This is a genomic window from Escherichia sp. E14V7, assembly GCF_004212225.1.
Lineage (GTDB): Bacteria > Pseudomonadota > Gammaproteobacteria > Enterobacterales > Enterobacteriaceae > Escherichia.
The window spans coordinates 110,102-126,816 of the sequence record NZ_RHJJ01000020.1; the positions used below are offsets into that span (position 1 = coordinate 110,102).

Here is a 16,715-nt window from a genome sequence, read left to right on the forward strand (position 1 = left end):
TATTTTTTATTCAGAAGCATCCGGAGTGGATAACGGGGCAATATCATCCGCAGTAATGGCTTTTCCGCCATCCGGGTTCATATCAATGCCACTGCCAATGAGTTGCATAACATCGCTGGTGTGCAGTAAAAGTTGTTTTCCGCAAAACTCAATCGAGCCATCCTTGTGTAATACAAGCGCTGCATTGCCGCAACGAAGGGTAAATTGATCGCCAACATCCAGACGATATGTCGTTCCGACATTGATGGTTTGAGCCAGTTTGACGGAAAGACCATCATTTTTTGTGATGGTGGCATTACGGTCTTCTCCCACGCTGATGGTTTCATTTTTGACAATGGTTTTTGTGCGATCGACCATGATCGTGTGGGTTTCATTGTTTTTTACCGTAGTATTCAGGTCTTTTTCCGCGTGGAACTTCACTTCTTCCGCACCAGTTTTATCGTCAAAACGCAGCATATTTCCGTTAGTCGGCCCTCCCTGCAATGAGTGGCTGAATATCCCACTCTGCGACGCCATGCCCGGCAGCCCCCACGGCGGCATCGTGTCCTGGTTATAGGTGCGCCCCACGATGATGGGCAAATCCGGATCGCCGTTTTTGAAATCCACCAGTACTTCCTGGCCAATACGCGGGATCTGGATCATGCCAAATCCTTTCCCTGCCCACGGATAGCTGACACGGACCCAGCAGGAGCTGTTTTCGTCATTGTTACCGTAACGATCCCAGCCAAACTGCACCTTCACCCGGCCATATTTATCCGTCCAGATTTCCTGCCCCGCCGGGCCGGTGACGATGGCGCTCTGCGGGCCTTTGGTGTGGGGTTTGCTCAGGGTTCGCTGTGGGCGGTAAACTTCGCTGGTGGGGTGCAGTTCAAACGTGGTGACATAGGTAAAATGCTGATCCTGGCCGCTGTGCTGCGCATTGTCCCGTAAAAACAGCGTGGTCTGTACCAGCAGGTATTCCTGATTAATTTCTGCCGTCGGGTGATTCATCAACGTAAAGGTGTACCCGGTCATGAGGGTGCGGATATGACCTGCCCCATGTGCCCGGCTGCCGGGGCTGCGCTGCGCTTCCATACGAATGCGCGTCAGCATCTCGCCTTCGCCCGTAGTGAAGTAATCACCAGGCCATTCATAATGCTCGTATTCAGCATGACCGGTATCACGCGGACTGGCCACGGTACTTTTAAGTAGCGAACGCGGCTTCATAAAATCAAAATCGTCCATCACCCACTTTCCAGTACGCAGCCTCTCACTGGCCGTAATGGTGTGGATAAATTCCTTATCCAGTTTCAGCCCTTCCTGGTGCCACTCCACCAGCGGCGAGTCAGGGCACGCTTTATGACCATTGATGGCATCCGCCAGCACCAGCGTGTGGCTGTTCTCGCTGTGCTCAAACCACCAGTAAATCCCCCATTCCTGCATCAGGCGCTGGATGAAATCGAAGTCGGTTTCACCATACTGCACCTGCCAGGCGCGGGGTGGATAATTTTCCACCAGCCGCTTTTCCACCGGAAAGGAATATTCATCCAGTACTTCATCGAGAATATCCACCACGGTTTTGTTCTGGAACGCTTTGTAGTCGCTGGTGTGGGTCAGCAGCTTCAGCCACGGCTCAATGCGTAATTCATACGTTACCGAACGGCCCTCATGACCGACCACCCTCGCCGCCGTCACCAGCCCGCTGATATACCGTTTTCCGCCACCGTCCAGTTCGATACTGACGCACAGGTCTTTGCCCACCATGGGCTGAAGCGGCAGGTTAGCAGCGGGGGAAACGTACCCCAGGTTCAGGGCGTCCGGCGTTTTAAGCTGTACTGTGTAGGAAAACAGATTCCCAAGCCCTTCCGAACCATTCATGCCTGCAAACAAAAGCATCTGCGGCGGCACCGCACTACCACTTACTGTGACGTTATGCGCGCCCGGTCCACCGGCAGAAATCGACGCCGCCGCATCCTGAACTGCACCAGCCATATCCGATATCCCTGCTGCTGCAGCGGCAGCCTGCGCAGCAGCTACTGCGGCTTTAACCAGACCTGACGGTTCCGGCAACGCACCAAACAGGTCCGCCACTGCCTGTTCTGCCATCTCCTCGGCGGCACCAGATACATCGGTTGCGGCTGAACCTGTGCTCATACCGCCACTTTCGCCAGCTATTGGTGGTGTGGTGATGACGGGTCCACCGTTTCCAACTGGTTTATTACCCGTAGATACAAAACTCATGATATTTGCTCCTTTAATACCGGATTAAAATCTAGCCCCTGGTGGCCAAAAAAATATAAGTAATAACTCTCCATTGCCCGTCTTTATAATGAAACCAACATGTCAGATTCAAATCTCCCTGCAAATTCCAGAACATTTCCTTAATAGGAACATCTTGAAATTCAGGATCTGTTATGCGATAAGTTTGATTCAAGCCGATATAATACTCACCAACAAATTTATATCGTGGCCTCACGAACTCATGAGCAGGCGGCCCATATTTCTTCATAAAAAAGATGTCATTACTTCCATCATGTATATCATTTTCTTCATAATATTTGGTGGATTGAGCAACTGCAGAAGGCTTGAAAACATTTATTGTAGTTATGTAAGTTATTGAAAGGAAAATCACTATAATACAGAAAAATTTCATTTGGTTATATTCAATAAAGTAAATTTAGTTTCAGGCATTATGACATTCAACGTTATAGTTGCGTTTTTAAGGTATCGTTCCCGAAGTTCCATTCCCACGTTCATCAACCCACTAATATCTCCAACATACGGAGACGAAGAATCATAATCATCATCTAAGTAACCAAGTACATGTCCGGCTTCATGAGGTATATTTACTTGCAACGTATTGTTACAGTTAATACATTTCGCTACTTTTTCCAGGTCCGCTGAATCAACATGAACCGTACTGTTTTTAAAATCAACATATGTTCTTAAATCAGCACCAGGCAAAACCTTTATTGCAATAACCAACCAGTCTTCATTCTGAGATGCAGAAATTATTCTTACATCAAAAGGCAAAGCTTTACCCTGAAATTTTTTAGCGAACTCAGATTCACCGGAAACAGAATAAGTTATTTTTCCATTCCATGCCTGCTGAACAGATAAATATATCGCTCGCATAAAAACAGCTTTTTCCCATATAGTCCAGTCAGCTGTAACGGTATTATCCTTATACCACTCATACTTCCATCTTATCACAGCCGTAATCGAACCAGTATTTTGATTTAATAAATACGCCCGCCTACCATCCTTATGTATAATGATATCGCCATCAATATTTGTTTTTTCATAGTATTCGGCCAGCAAACTATTCTCATCATATTTAAGCTTGGTCATTTCACTCTCATTAAATACTAATTGTTTGTATCGAAAATATTTTCTGGAAAAATATAATTTTATATATTATGAGTATTGCCCCATCAGTCGCAGCGCATCCACATACCGTCCTTCTCTGCAGGGCAAGATTACGAAAGCCCGCTCCCCGCAAGGACTAACGCGAGATAGTTTCTGTCCATGGCTGCTTTTCGCATCTTACGTCTTAACCCTGCCTTGGTTTCACCATACTGCACCTGCCAGGCGCGGGGTGGATAATTTTCCACCAGCCGCTTTTCCACCGGAAAAGAATATTCATCCAGTACTTCATCGAGAATCTCCACCACGGTTTTGTTCTGGAACGCCTTATAGTCGCTGGTGTGGGTCAGCAGCTTCAGCCACGGCTCAATGCGTAATTCATACGTTACCGAACGGCCCTCATGGCCGACTACCCTCGCCGCCGTCACCAGCCCGCTGATATACCGTTTTCCGCCACCGTCCAGTTCGATACTGACGCACAGGTCTTTGCCCACCATGGGCTGAAGCGGCAGGTTGGCTGCGGGGGAAACGTACCCCAGGTTCAGGGCATCCGGCGTTTTAAGCTGTACTGTGTAGGAAAACAGATTCCCAAGCCCTTCCGAACCATTCATGCCTGCAAACAAAAGCATCTGCGGCGGCACCGCACTACCACTTACTGTGACGTTATGCGCCCCCGGACCACCGGCTGCAATCGACGCCGCCGCATCCTGAACTGCACCAGCCATATCCGATATCCCTGCTGCTGCAGCGGCAGCCTGCGCAGCAGCTACTGCGGCTTTAACCAGACCTGACGGTTCCGGCAACGCACCAAACAGGTCCGCCGCGGCCTGTTCTGCCATCTGCTCGGCTGCATCAGCTACATCGGTTGCGGCTGAACCAGGGCTTATACCACCACTTTCTCTGGCTATAAGTGGCGTGGAGATAGCTGGCCCACCGTTACTGCCAGATTTATTACCCGTAGATACAAAACTCATGATATTTATTCCTTTAATATCGGATTAGAATTTAGCGCCCGGCTGCCAGAAAAAATAAGAAATAACCCGCCACTGTCCATCTTTATAATGAAAAAAACATGTCAGATTTAAATCCCCCCGCAAATGCCAAAACATTTCTTTGATGGGGATATTTCTGAATTCAGGATTTGTTGAGCGATAGGTATTTTCAATTTCTATATAATATTCGCCTACAAGTTTATAACGAGGCTTTATAAATTCATACGCTGGCTGACCATAGTTATTTAATAGAACATTCTCTTCAACTCTATTATACACACCACTCGCATTCAGATAAGCATGTACAGGAATATCAGGCATGCTATTTTTCGCCCCACCCACTATCAAAAAAATAATCACAGCGTATATTAGTTTCATTTTTTTACGCTTTTCACAAAAAAATTAGAACCCGGAACCATTCTATTTAGCCGCTCAATGACATTTCCCATATAACGAGAGCGCAGTTCCATACCAATATTCATTAACGCACTGGCGTCCCCAGAGAATGGTGTAGTTGCTTTATCTGCATCATCACTATAGTATTCATCAGTAAGATATCCAATAATATGCCCAAGCTCGTGAGACAGCCCTATTTGCTCATGGCAAATTTTTGATGAACCAAGGCATTTAGCTGCTGCAACTATATCTTTAGAGTCAAGTTCAACGTATCGACTATTCCAGACAATGGAACTCTGACGAAAACTATTTGGATCATCATTATCAATTTTAAACACCACCACATCCCAATACCCATGCCGATCAGTCTGAATTATTTCTATTGTGAAAGATAAATCCTTACCATTAAACTTACTGACAAACTCAGACTTCCCAGAAACGGATAAAAAAATCTTATTATTCCATGTTTGATTAATGACAAAAATAACTTTCCCATGAAAGGCATTTTTCTCCATATCTGTCCAATCAGTTTTTGCATCCCATCTTTTTATCCAATTATATTTCCATCTGAGCAACAATGAGATTGCACCATTTTCACGGTCAATTTTTAAATCTCCCCAAGCATCATTGTCCCTGATATATCGTTTATCCAGCATTAAGTCGTCATAAGCATCGTATGCCTGCTGAATAGCCTCATCCTGAGAGTTACCCATGTTCACCTCCTTATATTGCTATATATCCAATAAACCTGAAGATGCTTGCTTACCCACCAACGCAGATGGGACCAAGGGTAGCCTGAAGTAAACAGATAGCAATCAACTTGAAGTTCATGGGTATATTTGTTTCCCCATCTGCACGTTTATCGTCATATTTTTGTATAGCTATTCTCAGCATTCGTGGGCACATTATTTTTTCTCCAGTCGCAAAGCATCCACATACCGCCCCTTGCTGTTCTGCTGCCAGAACCATCCATGCCCCTGCTGCGCCTGCGTTAACATTTTTGCTAGCCAGCACGGTCACGGCAGGCAATTCCATGACATGTACTACTCATCCGTACAACCCAGCCCCCGGCGCTGAACCACTTCACTGGCAAACGTTGCTCCGGTTTTTTTCATTATTCCTTTTTGTATTTTTTGCAGCGCGGAAAATGAGATTCTCCTGCATGAATACTCTTCCCATATATCACCAGTTACAGGGCTAACTGAAAATAGTCCCCACACATCTGTCGCACCGGCGGAAGGAGAATTATAACCTACCCCAAAACTAAAATACCCAGGATGAAACAGGTTACCTTTTTTATCTTTCAGAGAACCGTCAAGAAAAACCCCAGACAATTCCACATTATATTTTTCATTTTTTAGTGAAAAAACCAATAATGCCTGCGTCTGTGTTTCAGTAAGACCTGACTGGTTAACATTCGTTAGATCAAACCGCGGCACATTCCTGATAAGAATTTCAGCACAACAATTCACGGACACGACCATGAAAAGCAATACTAATATTAATTTACAGGACATGTTATTCTCCGCTTAACCATATTAATCACCCCCACTAACTCACTAGCATAACCGGTATGGCCGCCATTACTGTTTTTACCTGAATTAAAACCAGAATCAATCAATGCCTGCGCAAATTGCTCCGGAGATTTTTTATTTCTGACCGCATTACCAAATCGGATTGCAAAGGACTTTCCGCTAGTTGAAAAAGAGGTATAAGTGGCAACCCAAACCTTATTACTCCCCAGCGGGTGAACCTGCCCTGACTGTAAAGGTGTCGGACCATGTATGGAAAAATAGTTATTGTATTCTGTCGCGATTCGACCCTGCCCGTAAAAGGACTCCTTTGCGGCAAGCCCCAGGATATTTTCTACGGGCACATCAAGTTGTTTAGCGATTAATTCACATTCTTTCAGATATTGCTGTACAAACCTTACTACACCAGCGTTATTACAGGCTTTATCATAAGAACCAATGATTCACTCCTCATCTGATTATTTTTAATGCTGCCGGATATCCAACCGCAGCGCATCCACATACCGCCCTTCGCTGTTCTGCTGCCAGAACCAGCCCTGTCCTTGCTGTGCCTGCGCAAGCATTTTGTCCGGCCAACCCGGCCACGGCAGATGACGCACACCGGGCAGCTCCACTACCGGCGCGTCCGGCAGGTCGGTCAGTTCCCGGCTGCGCTGCGGTACACGTCGCAAGCCGCGCAACCACTGTGCCCAGCGCGGCCCCGGTCGCCATAGCGCCCACAACTGGTCGGTCTGCTCCATCAGTCGACCGCAACGTTCTGTCTGTGGTGAGACATGAGCTGCCGTCAACTGCGCCAGCCAGTACAGCCAGCCCTGCGTGTCATCCAGGCTCTCTTCCAGCCATTCTCGCCCGGCACGCTGGTAAATCACCAGCGGCCACGGTCTGCCCGTACTGTCTCGCGATGCGGTCAATACTCCGGTCAGCCACTCATCACGCCCGCCAATGGGTAAAAATCCCGGCGACAGGACAAAACTCCACGGCAATGGGTGGTGTTCCGGCAGCGCCGTTTTCTCACGCGGTGACAGGTGCATCCAACCGTCATTTATTCCGGCCTTCGCAGCATCCGTTCCTTCCGGCAGAACAATATGCCGCCCCTGCCCCAGCCACGTCTGCTGGTTCAGCCACGCCTGCCACACCTGCCCTTCGTTCGCACTCACCCGCCAGCGTACGTAGTCCCGCTGGTCTGGCAGCCTGCCGAACATCGCCGGGGCCGATACTGCCGTAGCGCGGCGCATCAGAGAATCCTCGTAGGGCAACTGAAGTTTTGCAGCAGCTCGCGATCCACCGGGTCAAAGTCTCGTCCGGCGGTGATTTCCAGCACCACCCGCCGCCCGTCAAAGCTGTACTCCACCTGCTGTGTTCCCCGTACCGCCGTCTCCTGCGCCTTACCCGCATCCAGCAGGTGAAACAGCGCCCACGGTCCATTAGTCAGTAGCGTCGAGGTGTCCTGGCGAATGCGCGGGCTGGCGGTGATTTCTGCCATTGAACCGTTACGCGGCCCCGGCCAGTTCACTTTTAGCGGCCTGACCGGGCCATGAGCGTAACGCAGCACCTGGCCGTCGATATCAATCACCAGTTCAGTGATTGCAGGGTCCATATCCACGACGCGGACCTGCATCGCCCAGGAAAACTTTTTCCCGCCTTCCCCATTAAAAAAAACGCTGCGGATCTGTTTCGCCTCCTGAAATGGCATCAGGTCCGGTCCCTGTAAGGTCATATTGCCTTCGGTCGGTTTGTAGCGCCACGGGTTGCTGGCGGTATCCGCCAGCGGGGCCAGTTGCTTCGTCCAGAAGGCATCCAGCACACCGCCGCTAGCAAAGATACGGTTAAAATCGTCCGCGCTGACTTCCTGCGGGCTGTCGGTGAAGGGGTAGCGCCCGTCAATGGCATCACGGCACTCATCGCCGATCACCGCTTCCATCTGCGCGTTCAGCACTTCACCGGTGCCGGCGTTGATCTTTCGCGTTCCCTGTTGCGTGAGATCCAGCAGAATATTTTTCAGCGGTGCGGGCAGTTTTGCCGCTTCCAGTTGTAGTTTATCCGCCGCCGAAATGCGGCCCGGTAATGTGCTCGCTGCCAATGCACTGTCGGCGATGGTGAGCTGGGTGTAATACTCATTGAGCATTGTCAGCAGCGAATTTAACTGCGGCGCCCCGCCCCCCTGTCCACTGTCCGTCCGCCCGGAAACCACTTCCCGCAGAGCGGCGAAACGGTCATCCACCAGCGATTTTTCCAGCCGCTCTTCCGGGTGGATATCCTGCAACAGCTTTGCCGTCTGCACTGCTTTACCCGCATTACCGGAGAGCCGGTCCTGCGCGCGCTGGGCCATTTGTTTTTGTCTGGCCTGCGCATCCAGCGGCGGTACCAGCGTGGTCTGCTCCACCACCGCTTTACTCAGGCGCATCAGAGGTGAGTCAGGCGAGGCCAGTGTGCGAAGCACCTGAAGGTCATACGCCAGTCCGGGACTACCGTCTTCCCCGGCACTGTTGATGCTGTGAATACTAGCCAGAAAATCCTGCCAGCGGCGGGCATATTCAGCCAGATACAGGCGGCGTACCTCACGGGTAACCGGGAGTTCCTGCCCCGGCAACTGGCTCATCACAATATCAGTCGTTTTTTTTTGCGCGTTTTCCCGGCCCATTACCCAGGCGTCGTCCACTGATGCGGAGGCGACAAACTCCGACAGCCGTTTGTCGAACAGTTCCCGGTAGCCTTCGCGAGTAAAGATGCCGGGCACGCCCCTATCCAGTGGCGCGCCATCCGTGCGGACAAAAACCGTCCCCGCATCCGCGCCCACCGCGCGAACCAGCGAAAACTCCTGCGGTGCTTCGCTCTCCATGGAAGCCAGGGCTCGAGTATAGATACGCTCGGTGCTGGTATGACCGTCAAGGAAAGCCCGCGCCATGCGGATCAGTCCCTCATCTTTGTCATAAGGCGAATGCACCACGCGGCTGCCGTCAAACAGGGCGTCGATATGTTCCAGCACTGCTGCACGGCCGCCGAACTCCGCCACGCTATCGCGGTTTTCCAGATCGTTCAGTACCCAGGCGTGGATCTCCGCTGCGTTGTATTTGTCCTCGTGGTCTTTATCAAGATTCAGCAGCAGATAAACATGCAGAGCGTCATACGCGGCTTTGCTGTCCTGACGAGCAATGGCATCTGAAAGCACATATTCCATGCGCTTCACCAGTGGCGGCAATAGGAGCTGGTCCAGCAGGCGGTCATACAGGGATGCGACGCTCTCCATTACTGGCGGAACGCTGTAAAGGCCATAACGCCAGGCCAGCGGCGGTGAGTCCGGGTCCAGCCCCGGCCAGGCAGAGAGCGCCCGCGCCTGGTTCAACAGGACTGGGACAGGCTGCATAGCAGGTTTTCCGGTATAGGCTTTGACGTCACCATCCAGTTGGACCGTCCGGCTGGCGATTTCATTCAGATAGCCGCTGTTACCCTGCTGGCTGCCCTGCATTCCCTGCCACAACCAGAAAGCCAACGCTAGTACCAGCAGATGCCCGCCAGTACGCAGCAGGCGATAACGCCAGGCCCATTGAAGATTCGGCTCCACCAGGTGTGCTTCACGGAAGATAAACTGGGTCAGTAGGTCATGAAGAAAATAGCTGCGGTTGCCGTCCGGTAAGGTATGAGAAGGTGACTCCACTTTCCCTTTGATCGCCCGGACAAAGCGCTGCCAGATGCCCGTCTGATCGGCCACCGCGTCTACCTGCGCCTGTGCGGCGCTGGTAAAAAATACGCCGCGTAGGGTGTTGTTAAGCTGAGTGGCGTCAAATTTTGAATCGAGGAAAATCTGTTCAATGGCTTCCAGCAGCGGCGCGCCCAGCGCGGAAAATTCGCGCGGAAAGCGGTAGAGCCGTTGACGGCTTTTAAGGTCGTACTCTTCCTGCAACCGGATATCCAGCCCCTGATCCAGCCGCAGCGTCAGATTTGCCAGTTCCTGGCCACAGAGCGCATGCAACGACTGCGGATCGCTGGCGTGACGCCTGCGGCTGTATGGCAGGGTGAAGCCCCAGACCTGGGCACGCAGGTGACTGGTCAGCCCACGGAAATACTCCGTAAAGCCCGGCAGCAGATCCATCTTAGTGACAACCAGATAAACCGGGAAACGAATACCCAGCGTCTCACGCAGTTCAGCCAGCCGCGCACGCAGAGCCGCACAGGCAGCCAGTCGTTCCGCCGGGGACTGCGCGGTCAGATCCGCCACGTTTAGCGTCAGGATAACGCCGTTCAGCGGTGCGCCGGGACGGTGTTTACGCAGCAGCCCCAGAAACCCCTGCCATTCCCCGGCGTTGCGCTGGGTCGCACTGATTTCACCGCCGTCATCGTGGCGGGCATAGCGCCCGGCAGTGTCAATGAGCACCGCTTCGTTGATGAACCACCAGTCGCAGTGCAGCGTGCCGCCGCCCGGCACGGTAAGGATATGCGCGGTCTGCTCCATCTGCTCCGCCAGCGGAAACTGTAGCCCGGTGTTAAGCAGCGCGGTAGTTTTACCATCACCGGGGCTGCCGATAACCATGAACCACGGCAGTTCGTACAGAAAACGCTTTCCTTCCAGCACATTACGCCAGCCCGGCAGGTCTACGCGCAGTTGCTTCAGTTGCCGGATGGCGCGAGTGACAATATGGCTGACGGTACGCAGGTCGGCTTTAATTTCCCCTGCCACAGGTACGTCTTCCCCACGCGGATGCAGGAAACGGCGCAACAGTTGTTCATCCAGACGCAGCGCCCGCCACAGTCGGTACAGACCATACAGCGCATAAGACAGAAGGATTAGGCCGATAAGCGTCAGACGCAGCCACAGCGGCGCAAATGGATGAACATCACCGAAGGCCAGCAACGGTGAAACAAAGCCGATAACCAGGCACAGAACCGTAACGCCAATGATGCTCATAGACCAATTAACCAGCCACAGTGCAAGGAACATCAGTAACAGAACGATAGTGACTACCCGGCTACCCACGGACGCAAGCGGATGCAAGGTGTCAAACGCCACCAGCGGCCCGATAAACCAGACCAGCAACGCCAGCACCACCACGCCGACAACGGCCAGTGTGCGGCGGGAAAACAGCAGACTGAGAAATTTTTGCATTATTGTTCAGAGCTCCATGCGGTAATCAGTAATAGCAAAATACCCAGGGCTGAAAATCCCTTTCCTGTACGCGATACTGAAAGAAAATAAAGAACAATCTGAATAGCCACTGAAATAGAATAAATTAATTTTCTGATTACATCTCTATTTCCGTTTCCCTGAGGTAATGCTGTTATTGAAGGGTCCATATCCTGCATCCACTGGTACTCACTCCCGGAAAAAAGCATGATAGTGACCAATCCCATAATAAATAATAACCACCCTGATATCTGAATTATTTTTCTCATGAAGACTTCCAGGTAGTTATTAATAAACTAGAGAAATGTAACCAGTTATTTATAATAAAATCGCCATAGCTGGCATCTTCCTTTATTTTTTCCAGACTAAGGGAAACACCTCGATTATAACGAGCCCCAATAATTCTTATTTGTTCTTTTGTCAGGTGAGGTAAGGATACCTGAAAACCATCTTTTTCAGCCAATTGATAAAGATGTCTTGCAGCTAATTGTATATTAAACACATCATGCTGGAGACAATTTGCCAGCTCACGCAACTGAGAGTTGTCCATTTTAGTCTCATCAAGCCCGAGTGTTCTGGCTGCAGTTCGCAATTGTATACTCACCGCACCAAAAGAAGTTTTTTCTGGTTTCGAAGCGATTGTGATATGTTCATCAACCCATTCAGGCCCACTCCAACTCATAGCACGAAATTCAAATGCCAGCGTGTCTATAATCTGAGGATCTCCCCCTACTTCAATCCAACAAACTCCAGCAAGTAAGGGGGCAGGTAAATGCCAGGCATTTGCAGCTGCATTGATCAAAAGACAGTTATGCTTCACCCAACCATCTTTAAAATAACGCCCAAATGCTACGCCTCCCCCCCATTTTTTAGGCGCCAGTTTCCAGAATATAAATTCTGTTACTCCCCACACTGGCGAATGGTTAGACGCATTACACTCTAGCTTTTCCATTATTAATTCACTCCACCACCAGAATTTCCACCCGGCGATTCTGCGCTCGTCCAGTTTTAGTACTATTATCAGCCACCGGCATAGTATCCCCTTTACCGACACCCCGAATTCGGCTAGCCGGAACGCCACCAGATGTCAGCAACGAAGCCACTTCCGTCGCCCGTTTTTCCGACAATACCTGGTTGGAGGGGAATTCAGCGGAGTGGATCGGCTGGCTGTCGGTGTGTCCGGTCACCGTCACCGCGCCGCCCACACGCGCAATCTCTCGCGCGGCCTTATCAATCACCGAGCGCAACGTGTCATTCACGGTTTTCTGCCCCGGTACAAACATCGTGTCGCCACGGAATACCACCCGACTGTGGTGCTCATCTTCCTCAACCGTCAGCAGGCCACGCGCGATTTCGTTCGCCAGCAGGATTTTCAGCCGCAGTTTGTGCACCGGAACGGGCGGTGGCGGCAGGTGTTTACCGATGGCGTCGATACGTTGCTGTACGGTTTCGGTGGCGAGATCCATCCGGTGGCTATAAAGGCCAAATACCGTCAGCATCACCAACAGAGCTATTCCTGCACTCAGCCAGACCGGCATCCGGCGCATCCGCCGCATCCGTCCGCTGACGGCACCGGTAAACCCCGGTGAGAGCGTCGGCGTTATCGGATCGCGGCGCTGGACCAATTGGGTCAACAGTTGCTGACGGATATCGTCCAGTTGCTTACGCCCGTCGGGCCGAACGCTGTAGCGGCCTTCAAAACCCAGCCCCAGAATGTGGTATATGATTTCCAGCACATCGCTGTGCTCCTGGAAACTTGCGGCCAGACGCCCAATTATCTGAAATAGCTTGATGCCGCCTTCACTTTCGCCATGAAAAGTAACCAGCAGGCTTTTTCCAGCCCAAACACCACGACGCCCCCAGGTGGTGTTGTTGGCAGCTTCGTCAAGCGACGTACACAGGCAATAGCGCACCGCCAGCACATGTTCGCGGCGCAGGTTTGCCTGATCACACAGCGTCTGGTATCTACGAACTTCACGCTCCAGTAAGACACGGTAATGTTCGACAAAACCTGGGGAAAGTTCGCGGGGCATTTGCGCCAGTGCGCATAGCAACGGGCTGGCCGCTGCCAGTAGAGGATTCACGGCAGCAGTAATTTCGGCCAGACGAAGCTTCATATCCGGGCCATCTTCAACCACCACCTTGATATCTTCCCCACGAAGGCTGTCCTGGATGTCATTATCAGGCGGCTTTGTGCCACCCACTGATGGCTGGAATGACAGGGTATTCACCGCAGGTGGCGTCAGAATCTCGTCGGTCATTTATCGCGAACTCCCCACAACTCCAACTCCAGCCCCGGAAATTCTCCGGCGGTGTGCATCGCCATACCGCCATAGCGGGCGATATGTTCCCACAGCACACCGTCGCGGCGGATGTCGTAATAGATGTAGCCAGCCTGGAACGGGATCTGACGCGGCGGCACCGGCAATACCTGTAAAGCAAGACCCGGCAGGTGCGAGCGAATCAATTCCGGCAGGCGTTCGGACGGCCCTATTTTGGTCTGGGCCGAAAAATGTTGCAGTAAGGTATCTGCGGACATATGCGCCTTCACCGCCAACACTAATGAGCTGAAATCTGACAGTTCGGAAGGCTCAACCACCGCATTGAGAATACCGTAAGTTCCCTCCTCCAGAGTGATTCGCTGCGCTCCGCGGATCAGCACAGCATTCAGCAGGTACTGCACCTCATCCACTACCGATTTCAGCCCGGCATAGGGCGTCAGGTGCTTATATTCTTTATATTCTTCCGGACGGCGCGTCTGTGGCCGTACGTAGGTAGAGAGTTCCCCAGCCAGTTCACACAGGTTCCGATAGAGCACTTCTGGCGACAGCGGCGTTTTCGCCATATGAATCAGTAAGGGGCCGAAACGATTGAGAATTTGCAGAAGCAGGTAATCCGATACCTCTGCCGCCTCATGGCCGTGTTTATCGCTGCCCGTCAACCGTTGCGCCAGTGAATCTGCGCGCATTTTTATTAAATCGTTGATCCACGACAGCCACGTACATATCAGTGCGCTTGCCTGGTAATTTGCCACCGGCGGGATCAGATCGTTGTCAAGCTCGATGCGTCCATCAGGATGTATCGTCGTAATGCGCGTCAGGGGCAAACCGATCCACGCATCTGTCACCGCCTTTTCCGGCAACAGTCGCAGACGCAGGTGGCTAAGTTGCAACAGTTGTGCGCCGCGCCCCAGAGAGTTGGCATCGCGGATTTCATTTTCATGCACCGAAAAGCGTGCCAGTGATTCCGGGTTATTGCCGAAGCTGGTTTCTTCACTGTTCGGCGTACGTATTGGCACTGCCAGATAAATCAACTGGTTAAGGTGCTCTGGTAGGATGGTCAGAGGCGGCGGTAGTGGTGTGTGACCCGGCGCATTAAACGGCGTACCGTCGGCAAACACTCCGGAAGCCTTCGTGAGTACCAGTTTTCCGATGTTCAGCGCCTCACTATCAATGCCGTATTCACTGAAGCCCCAGAAAAAAGGCGAAAGCGGCAAACTGCGGTAATGAATGATATGTTCCAGATAGCGTTCCTGCTGCTGAAACATCTGTGGCAGCAAAAATTGTCCTTCACTCCAGACCACACGGTTATTCCAACTCATAATTTACTCATCCCGTTCTTTAATCACTATAGCGCTTTGCTCTATACCGGCATCCAGTTCGACTTTTTTCTTCGGCATAAAGCGGCTGTACCAGCTTTTTTCCGGGGGATCAGGAATTTTATACGTGGCCCGCCAGACTGATTTTCCCAGATTGCGATAGCCGGCGAGGATCCCCAGTGCCGTGGTTTCTTTATTGAGAGCACGACGCAGCTTTTTCTCCTCGCCCGGGCGCAAGATAAAGCTGTCGCGGTGGAGTAAATCATCGGCAAGAACAGCTTTGTCATTGTCCTGAAGGGACCACCAGTCCGCCGCTATGAAAGCTGCATCATTTTTCAGTTCATAAACGCGTATCTCTATGGGCGCGGCTTTTTTCTGATTGTCAGGATTCACCTTATCGGAAGCCTTAACCACCAGATCGAGTCTTTGTGACATCAGCTCCGGCACATCGTCGCTGTCAATGCTGCACCCGGAAAGCAGGCAGACAAAAGACAAAGCTACCGCACATAACCACCCACCGGGGTTACGCCATTTATTCACTGTAATTTCCTTTAAAATCAAATAATAAAAACCGGCCAGGCTATATACCTGGCCGGGAAAATATTGCTTAAATTTCTTTGTTAGCTTTGAAATCGTAACCTGCCGTGATAGTGCCGCCACTGCCACCCTGCTGGTTCTGCACCACGTATTCCTGCTTCACGGTGCTGAAAGATAGTTCGACTCTCTCGCGGGAGGCGATCTCACCCTCCTTACTACCACTGGGGGAAACAACAGCCACAATCAGGTCAGTGAAGGTATATTTGAGGTATTCCAGCGGATTGCCGCCTGCTTTGCGCATGACAAGGATGGACTTCGGAATATGCTTACCAGAGGCGCAGTATTTGAACAGGTTCGGGCTAGCGCGATCGATGTAATGTTCAAACTCCAGGTTAGTCACGGAGACTTTGCCGGATCCCAGACCGCTACCTGCGTGCATGGTGGACTCCTGGTGGATATTCCAGCGCCAGCTCAGCACCTCAATTTCATTTTTATGTTTGTCATCCATTGACTCGCCGTCAATGCCGTCAATTTTCAGAAAAATGTCATAAGCCATTTTCATTTCCTTATTAAGAATTACTTAAAATAATCCCTGGTTTATCTTCGCATATGAATTCAGGTAAACCATGGCCGTACAGAACCCCCTCTCCTTAATTTCAGAAGAATAGAAGGCTGTATAATTTCCGGTAATGAGATACCGGCACGTCATTAATTCACAAAATGAATGTATTACTTCTATTTACATGTCACAGATACCGATGACTCTCCTGGTACCCGCTGCCCCGGCAAAGAAGATGCCTGGCACTGTGTCGCCAATGCAGGGACCGGTTGTGATAACCAAACCTGTCCATGGTTATAAATACAGGAAACCCAGTAACGTTCACTATTCTGATTACTGGCCATTGTGGTATCCCATATTTGCCTGGTTTCACCCTTTATTGTCTCTGTCTCTGGTTTTAGATCCACCCGATTTTCAGGTTTTCCCTGCGACATCCCTACCCCGTCCAACCACAGACGGGGTTCATAGCGGGAAGATCTCTGCCACGATGCAGATATATCTGGCTCCAGTACTGTTGTTGAGGATTTTATATTGATAAACACGGGGCAACTGACTTCCCACGCAGTAACAAATTGTGAATAAAACAACATAAAACCCAACAACAGAGAAAAAATAAAACGTGTCCCCATTGAATCTA

General features: G+C 51.0%; 15 protein-coding genes and 4 pseudogenes. All 19 read right to left on the reverse strand.

Annotated features, from left to right (window positions below; all coding sequences use genetic code 11):
* Positions 1 to 6: 6 nt before the first annotated feature.
* The 19 genes and pseudogenes from tssI to D9741_RS23855 all read right to left on the reverse strand — a co-directional run bounded on the left by tssI (position 7) and on the right by D9741_RS23855 (position 16,707).
* A complete protein-coding gene (gene tssI / locus D9741_RS21045) occupies positions 7 to 2,220 on the reverse strand; it encodes a type VI secretion system tip protein TssI/VgrG (RefSeq protein ID WP_130218494.1) in 2,214 nt (737 codons plus the stop codon).
* A gap of 24 nt (positions 2,221 to 2,244) precedes the next feature.
* A pseudogene (locus D9741_RS21050) lies at positions 2,245 to 2,632 on the reverse strand (hypothetical protein).
* Positions 2,629 to 3,330: a hypothetical protein gene (locus tag D9741_RS21055; RefSeq protein ID WP_167850736.1), complete on the reverse strand. Its 702-nt coding sequence runs from the start codon at positions 3,328 to 3,330 to the stop codon at positions 2,629 to 2,631. The pseudogene D9741_RS21050 and the gene D9741_RS21055 overlap by 4 nt, the downstream one beginning before the upstream one ends.
* Before the next feature lie 128 nt (positions 3,331 to 3,458).
* Positions 3,459 to 3,545, reverse strand: a pseudogene (locus tag D9741_RS23675) (hypothetical protein); the annotation flags it as partial.
* 6 nt (positions 3,546 to 3,551) lie between these two features.
* Positions 3,552 to 4,319 (reverse strand): annotated as a pseudogene (locus tag D9741_RS23850) (type VI secretion system Vgr family protein); the annotation flags it as partial.
* 24 nt (positions 4,320 to 4,343) lie between these two features.
* On the reverse strand, positions 4,344 to 4,715 hold the full coding sequence (locus D9741_RS21065) for a hypothetical protein (RefSeq protein ID WP_089621603.1): 372 nt from the start codon (positions 4,713 to 4,715) through the stop codon (positions 4,344 to 4,346).
* Entirely contained in the window at positions 4,712 to 5,446 is a 735-nt protein-coding gene (locus D9741_RS21070) for a hypothetical protein (protein ID WP_097315889.1), read from the reverse strand. The genes D9741_RS21065 and D9741_RS21070 overlap by 4 nt, the downstream gene beginning before the upstream one ends.
* A gap of 192 nt (positions 5,447 to 5,638) precedes the next feature.
* A pseudogene (locus D9741_RS23685) lies at positions 5,639 to 5,734 on the reverse strand (cytoplasmic protein); the annotation flags it as partial.
* A 42-nt stretch (positions 5,735 to 5,776) separates the two neighbouring features.
* Complete coding sequence (locus D9741_RS21080; protein WP_130218498.1) at positions 5,777 to 6,250, reverse strand: hypothetical protein; 474 nt, start codon at positions 6,248 to 6,250, stop codon at positions 5,777 to 5,779.
* On the reverse strand, positions 6,235 to 6,609 hold the full coding sequence (locus D9741_RS21085; RefSeq protein ID WP_240725549.1) for a glucosaminidase domain-containing protein: 375 nt from the start codon (positions 6,607 to 6,609) through the stop codon (positions 6,235 to 6,237). Before D9741_RS21085 ends, D9741_RS21080 begins: the two co-directional genes overlap by 16 nt.
* Positions 6,610 to 6,729: 120 nt before the next feature.
* Positions 6,730 to 7,500: a TagF domain-containing protein gene (locus D9741_RS21090; protein WP_130218502.1), complete on the reverse strand. Its 771-nt coding sequence runs from the start codon at positions 7,498 to 7,500 to the stop codon at positions 6,730 to 6,732.
* Complete coding sequence (gene tssM, locus D9741_RS21095) at positions 7,500 to 11,366, reverse strand: type VI secretion system membrane subunit TssM (protein ID WP_130218504.1); 3,867 nt, start codon at positions 11,364 to 11,366, stop codon at positions 7,500 to 7,502. Before tssM ends, D9741_RS21090 begins: the two co-directional genes overlap by 1 nt.
* A complete protein-coding gene (locus D9741_RS21100) occupies positions 11,366 to 11,653 on the reverse strand; it encodes a hypothetical protein (RefSeq protein WP_016233840.1) in 288 nt (95 codons plus the stop codon). Before D9741_RS21100 ends, tssM begins: the two co-directional genes overlap by 1 nt.
* The gene (locus D9741_RS21105; RefSeq protein ID WP_130218506.1) at positions 11,650 to 12,336 is read right to left on the reverse strand and encodes a hypothetical protein; all 687 of its coding nucleotides are present in this window, start codon (positions 12,334 to 12,336) and stop codon (positions 11,650 to 11,652) included. Before D9741_RS21105 ends, D9741_RS21100 begins: the two co-directional genes overlap by 4 nt.
* 7 nt (positions 12,337 to 12,343) lie before the next feature.
* Complete coding sequence (tssL, locus tag D9741_RS21110) at positions 12,344 to 13,645, reverse strand: type VI secretion system protein TssL, long form (RefSeq protein ID WP_130218508.1); 1,302 nt, start codon at positions 13,643 to 13,645, stop codon at positions 12,344 to 12,346.
* On the reverse strand, positions 13,642 to 14,985 hold the full coding sequence (gene tssK / locus D9741_RS21115; protein ID WP_130209727.1) for a type VI secretion system baseplate subunit TssK: 1,344 nt from the start codon (positions 14,983 to 14,985) through the stop codon (positions 13,642 to 13,644). The genes tssL and tssK overlap by 4 nt, the downstream gene beginning before the upstream one ends.
* A gap of 3 nt (positions 14,986 to 14,988) precedes the next feature.
* Positions 14,989 to 15,522: a type VI secretion system lipoprotein TssJ gene (tssJ, locus tag D9741_RS21120; protein WP_130218544.1), complete on the reverse strand. Its 534-nt coding sequence runs from the start codon at positions 15,520 to 15,522 to the stop codon at positions 14,989 to 14,991.
* 67 nt (positions 15,523 to 15,589) lie between these two features.
* Positions 15,590 to 16,075: an Hcp family type VI secretion system effector gene (locus tag D9741_RS21125; RefSeq protein WP_000312804.1), complete on the reverse strand. Its 486-nt coding sequence runs from the start codon at positions 16,073 to 16,075 to the stop codon at positions 15,590 to 15,592.
* 179 nt (positions 16,076 to 16,254) lie between these two features.
* The gene (locus tag D9741_RS23855; RefSeq protein ID WP_072018659.1) at positions 16,255 to 16,707 is read right to left on the reverse strand and encodes an STY0301 family protein; all 453 of its coding nucleotides are present in this window, start codon (positions 16,705 to 16,707) and stop codon (positions 16,255 to 16,257) included.
* Between the last annotated feature and the right edge of the window lie 8 nt (positions 16,708 to 16,715).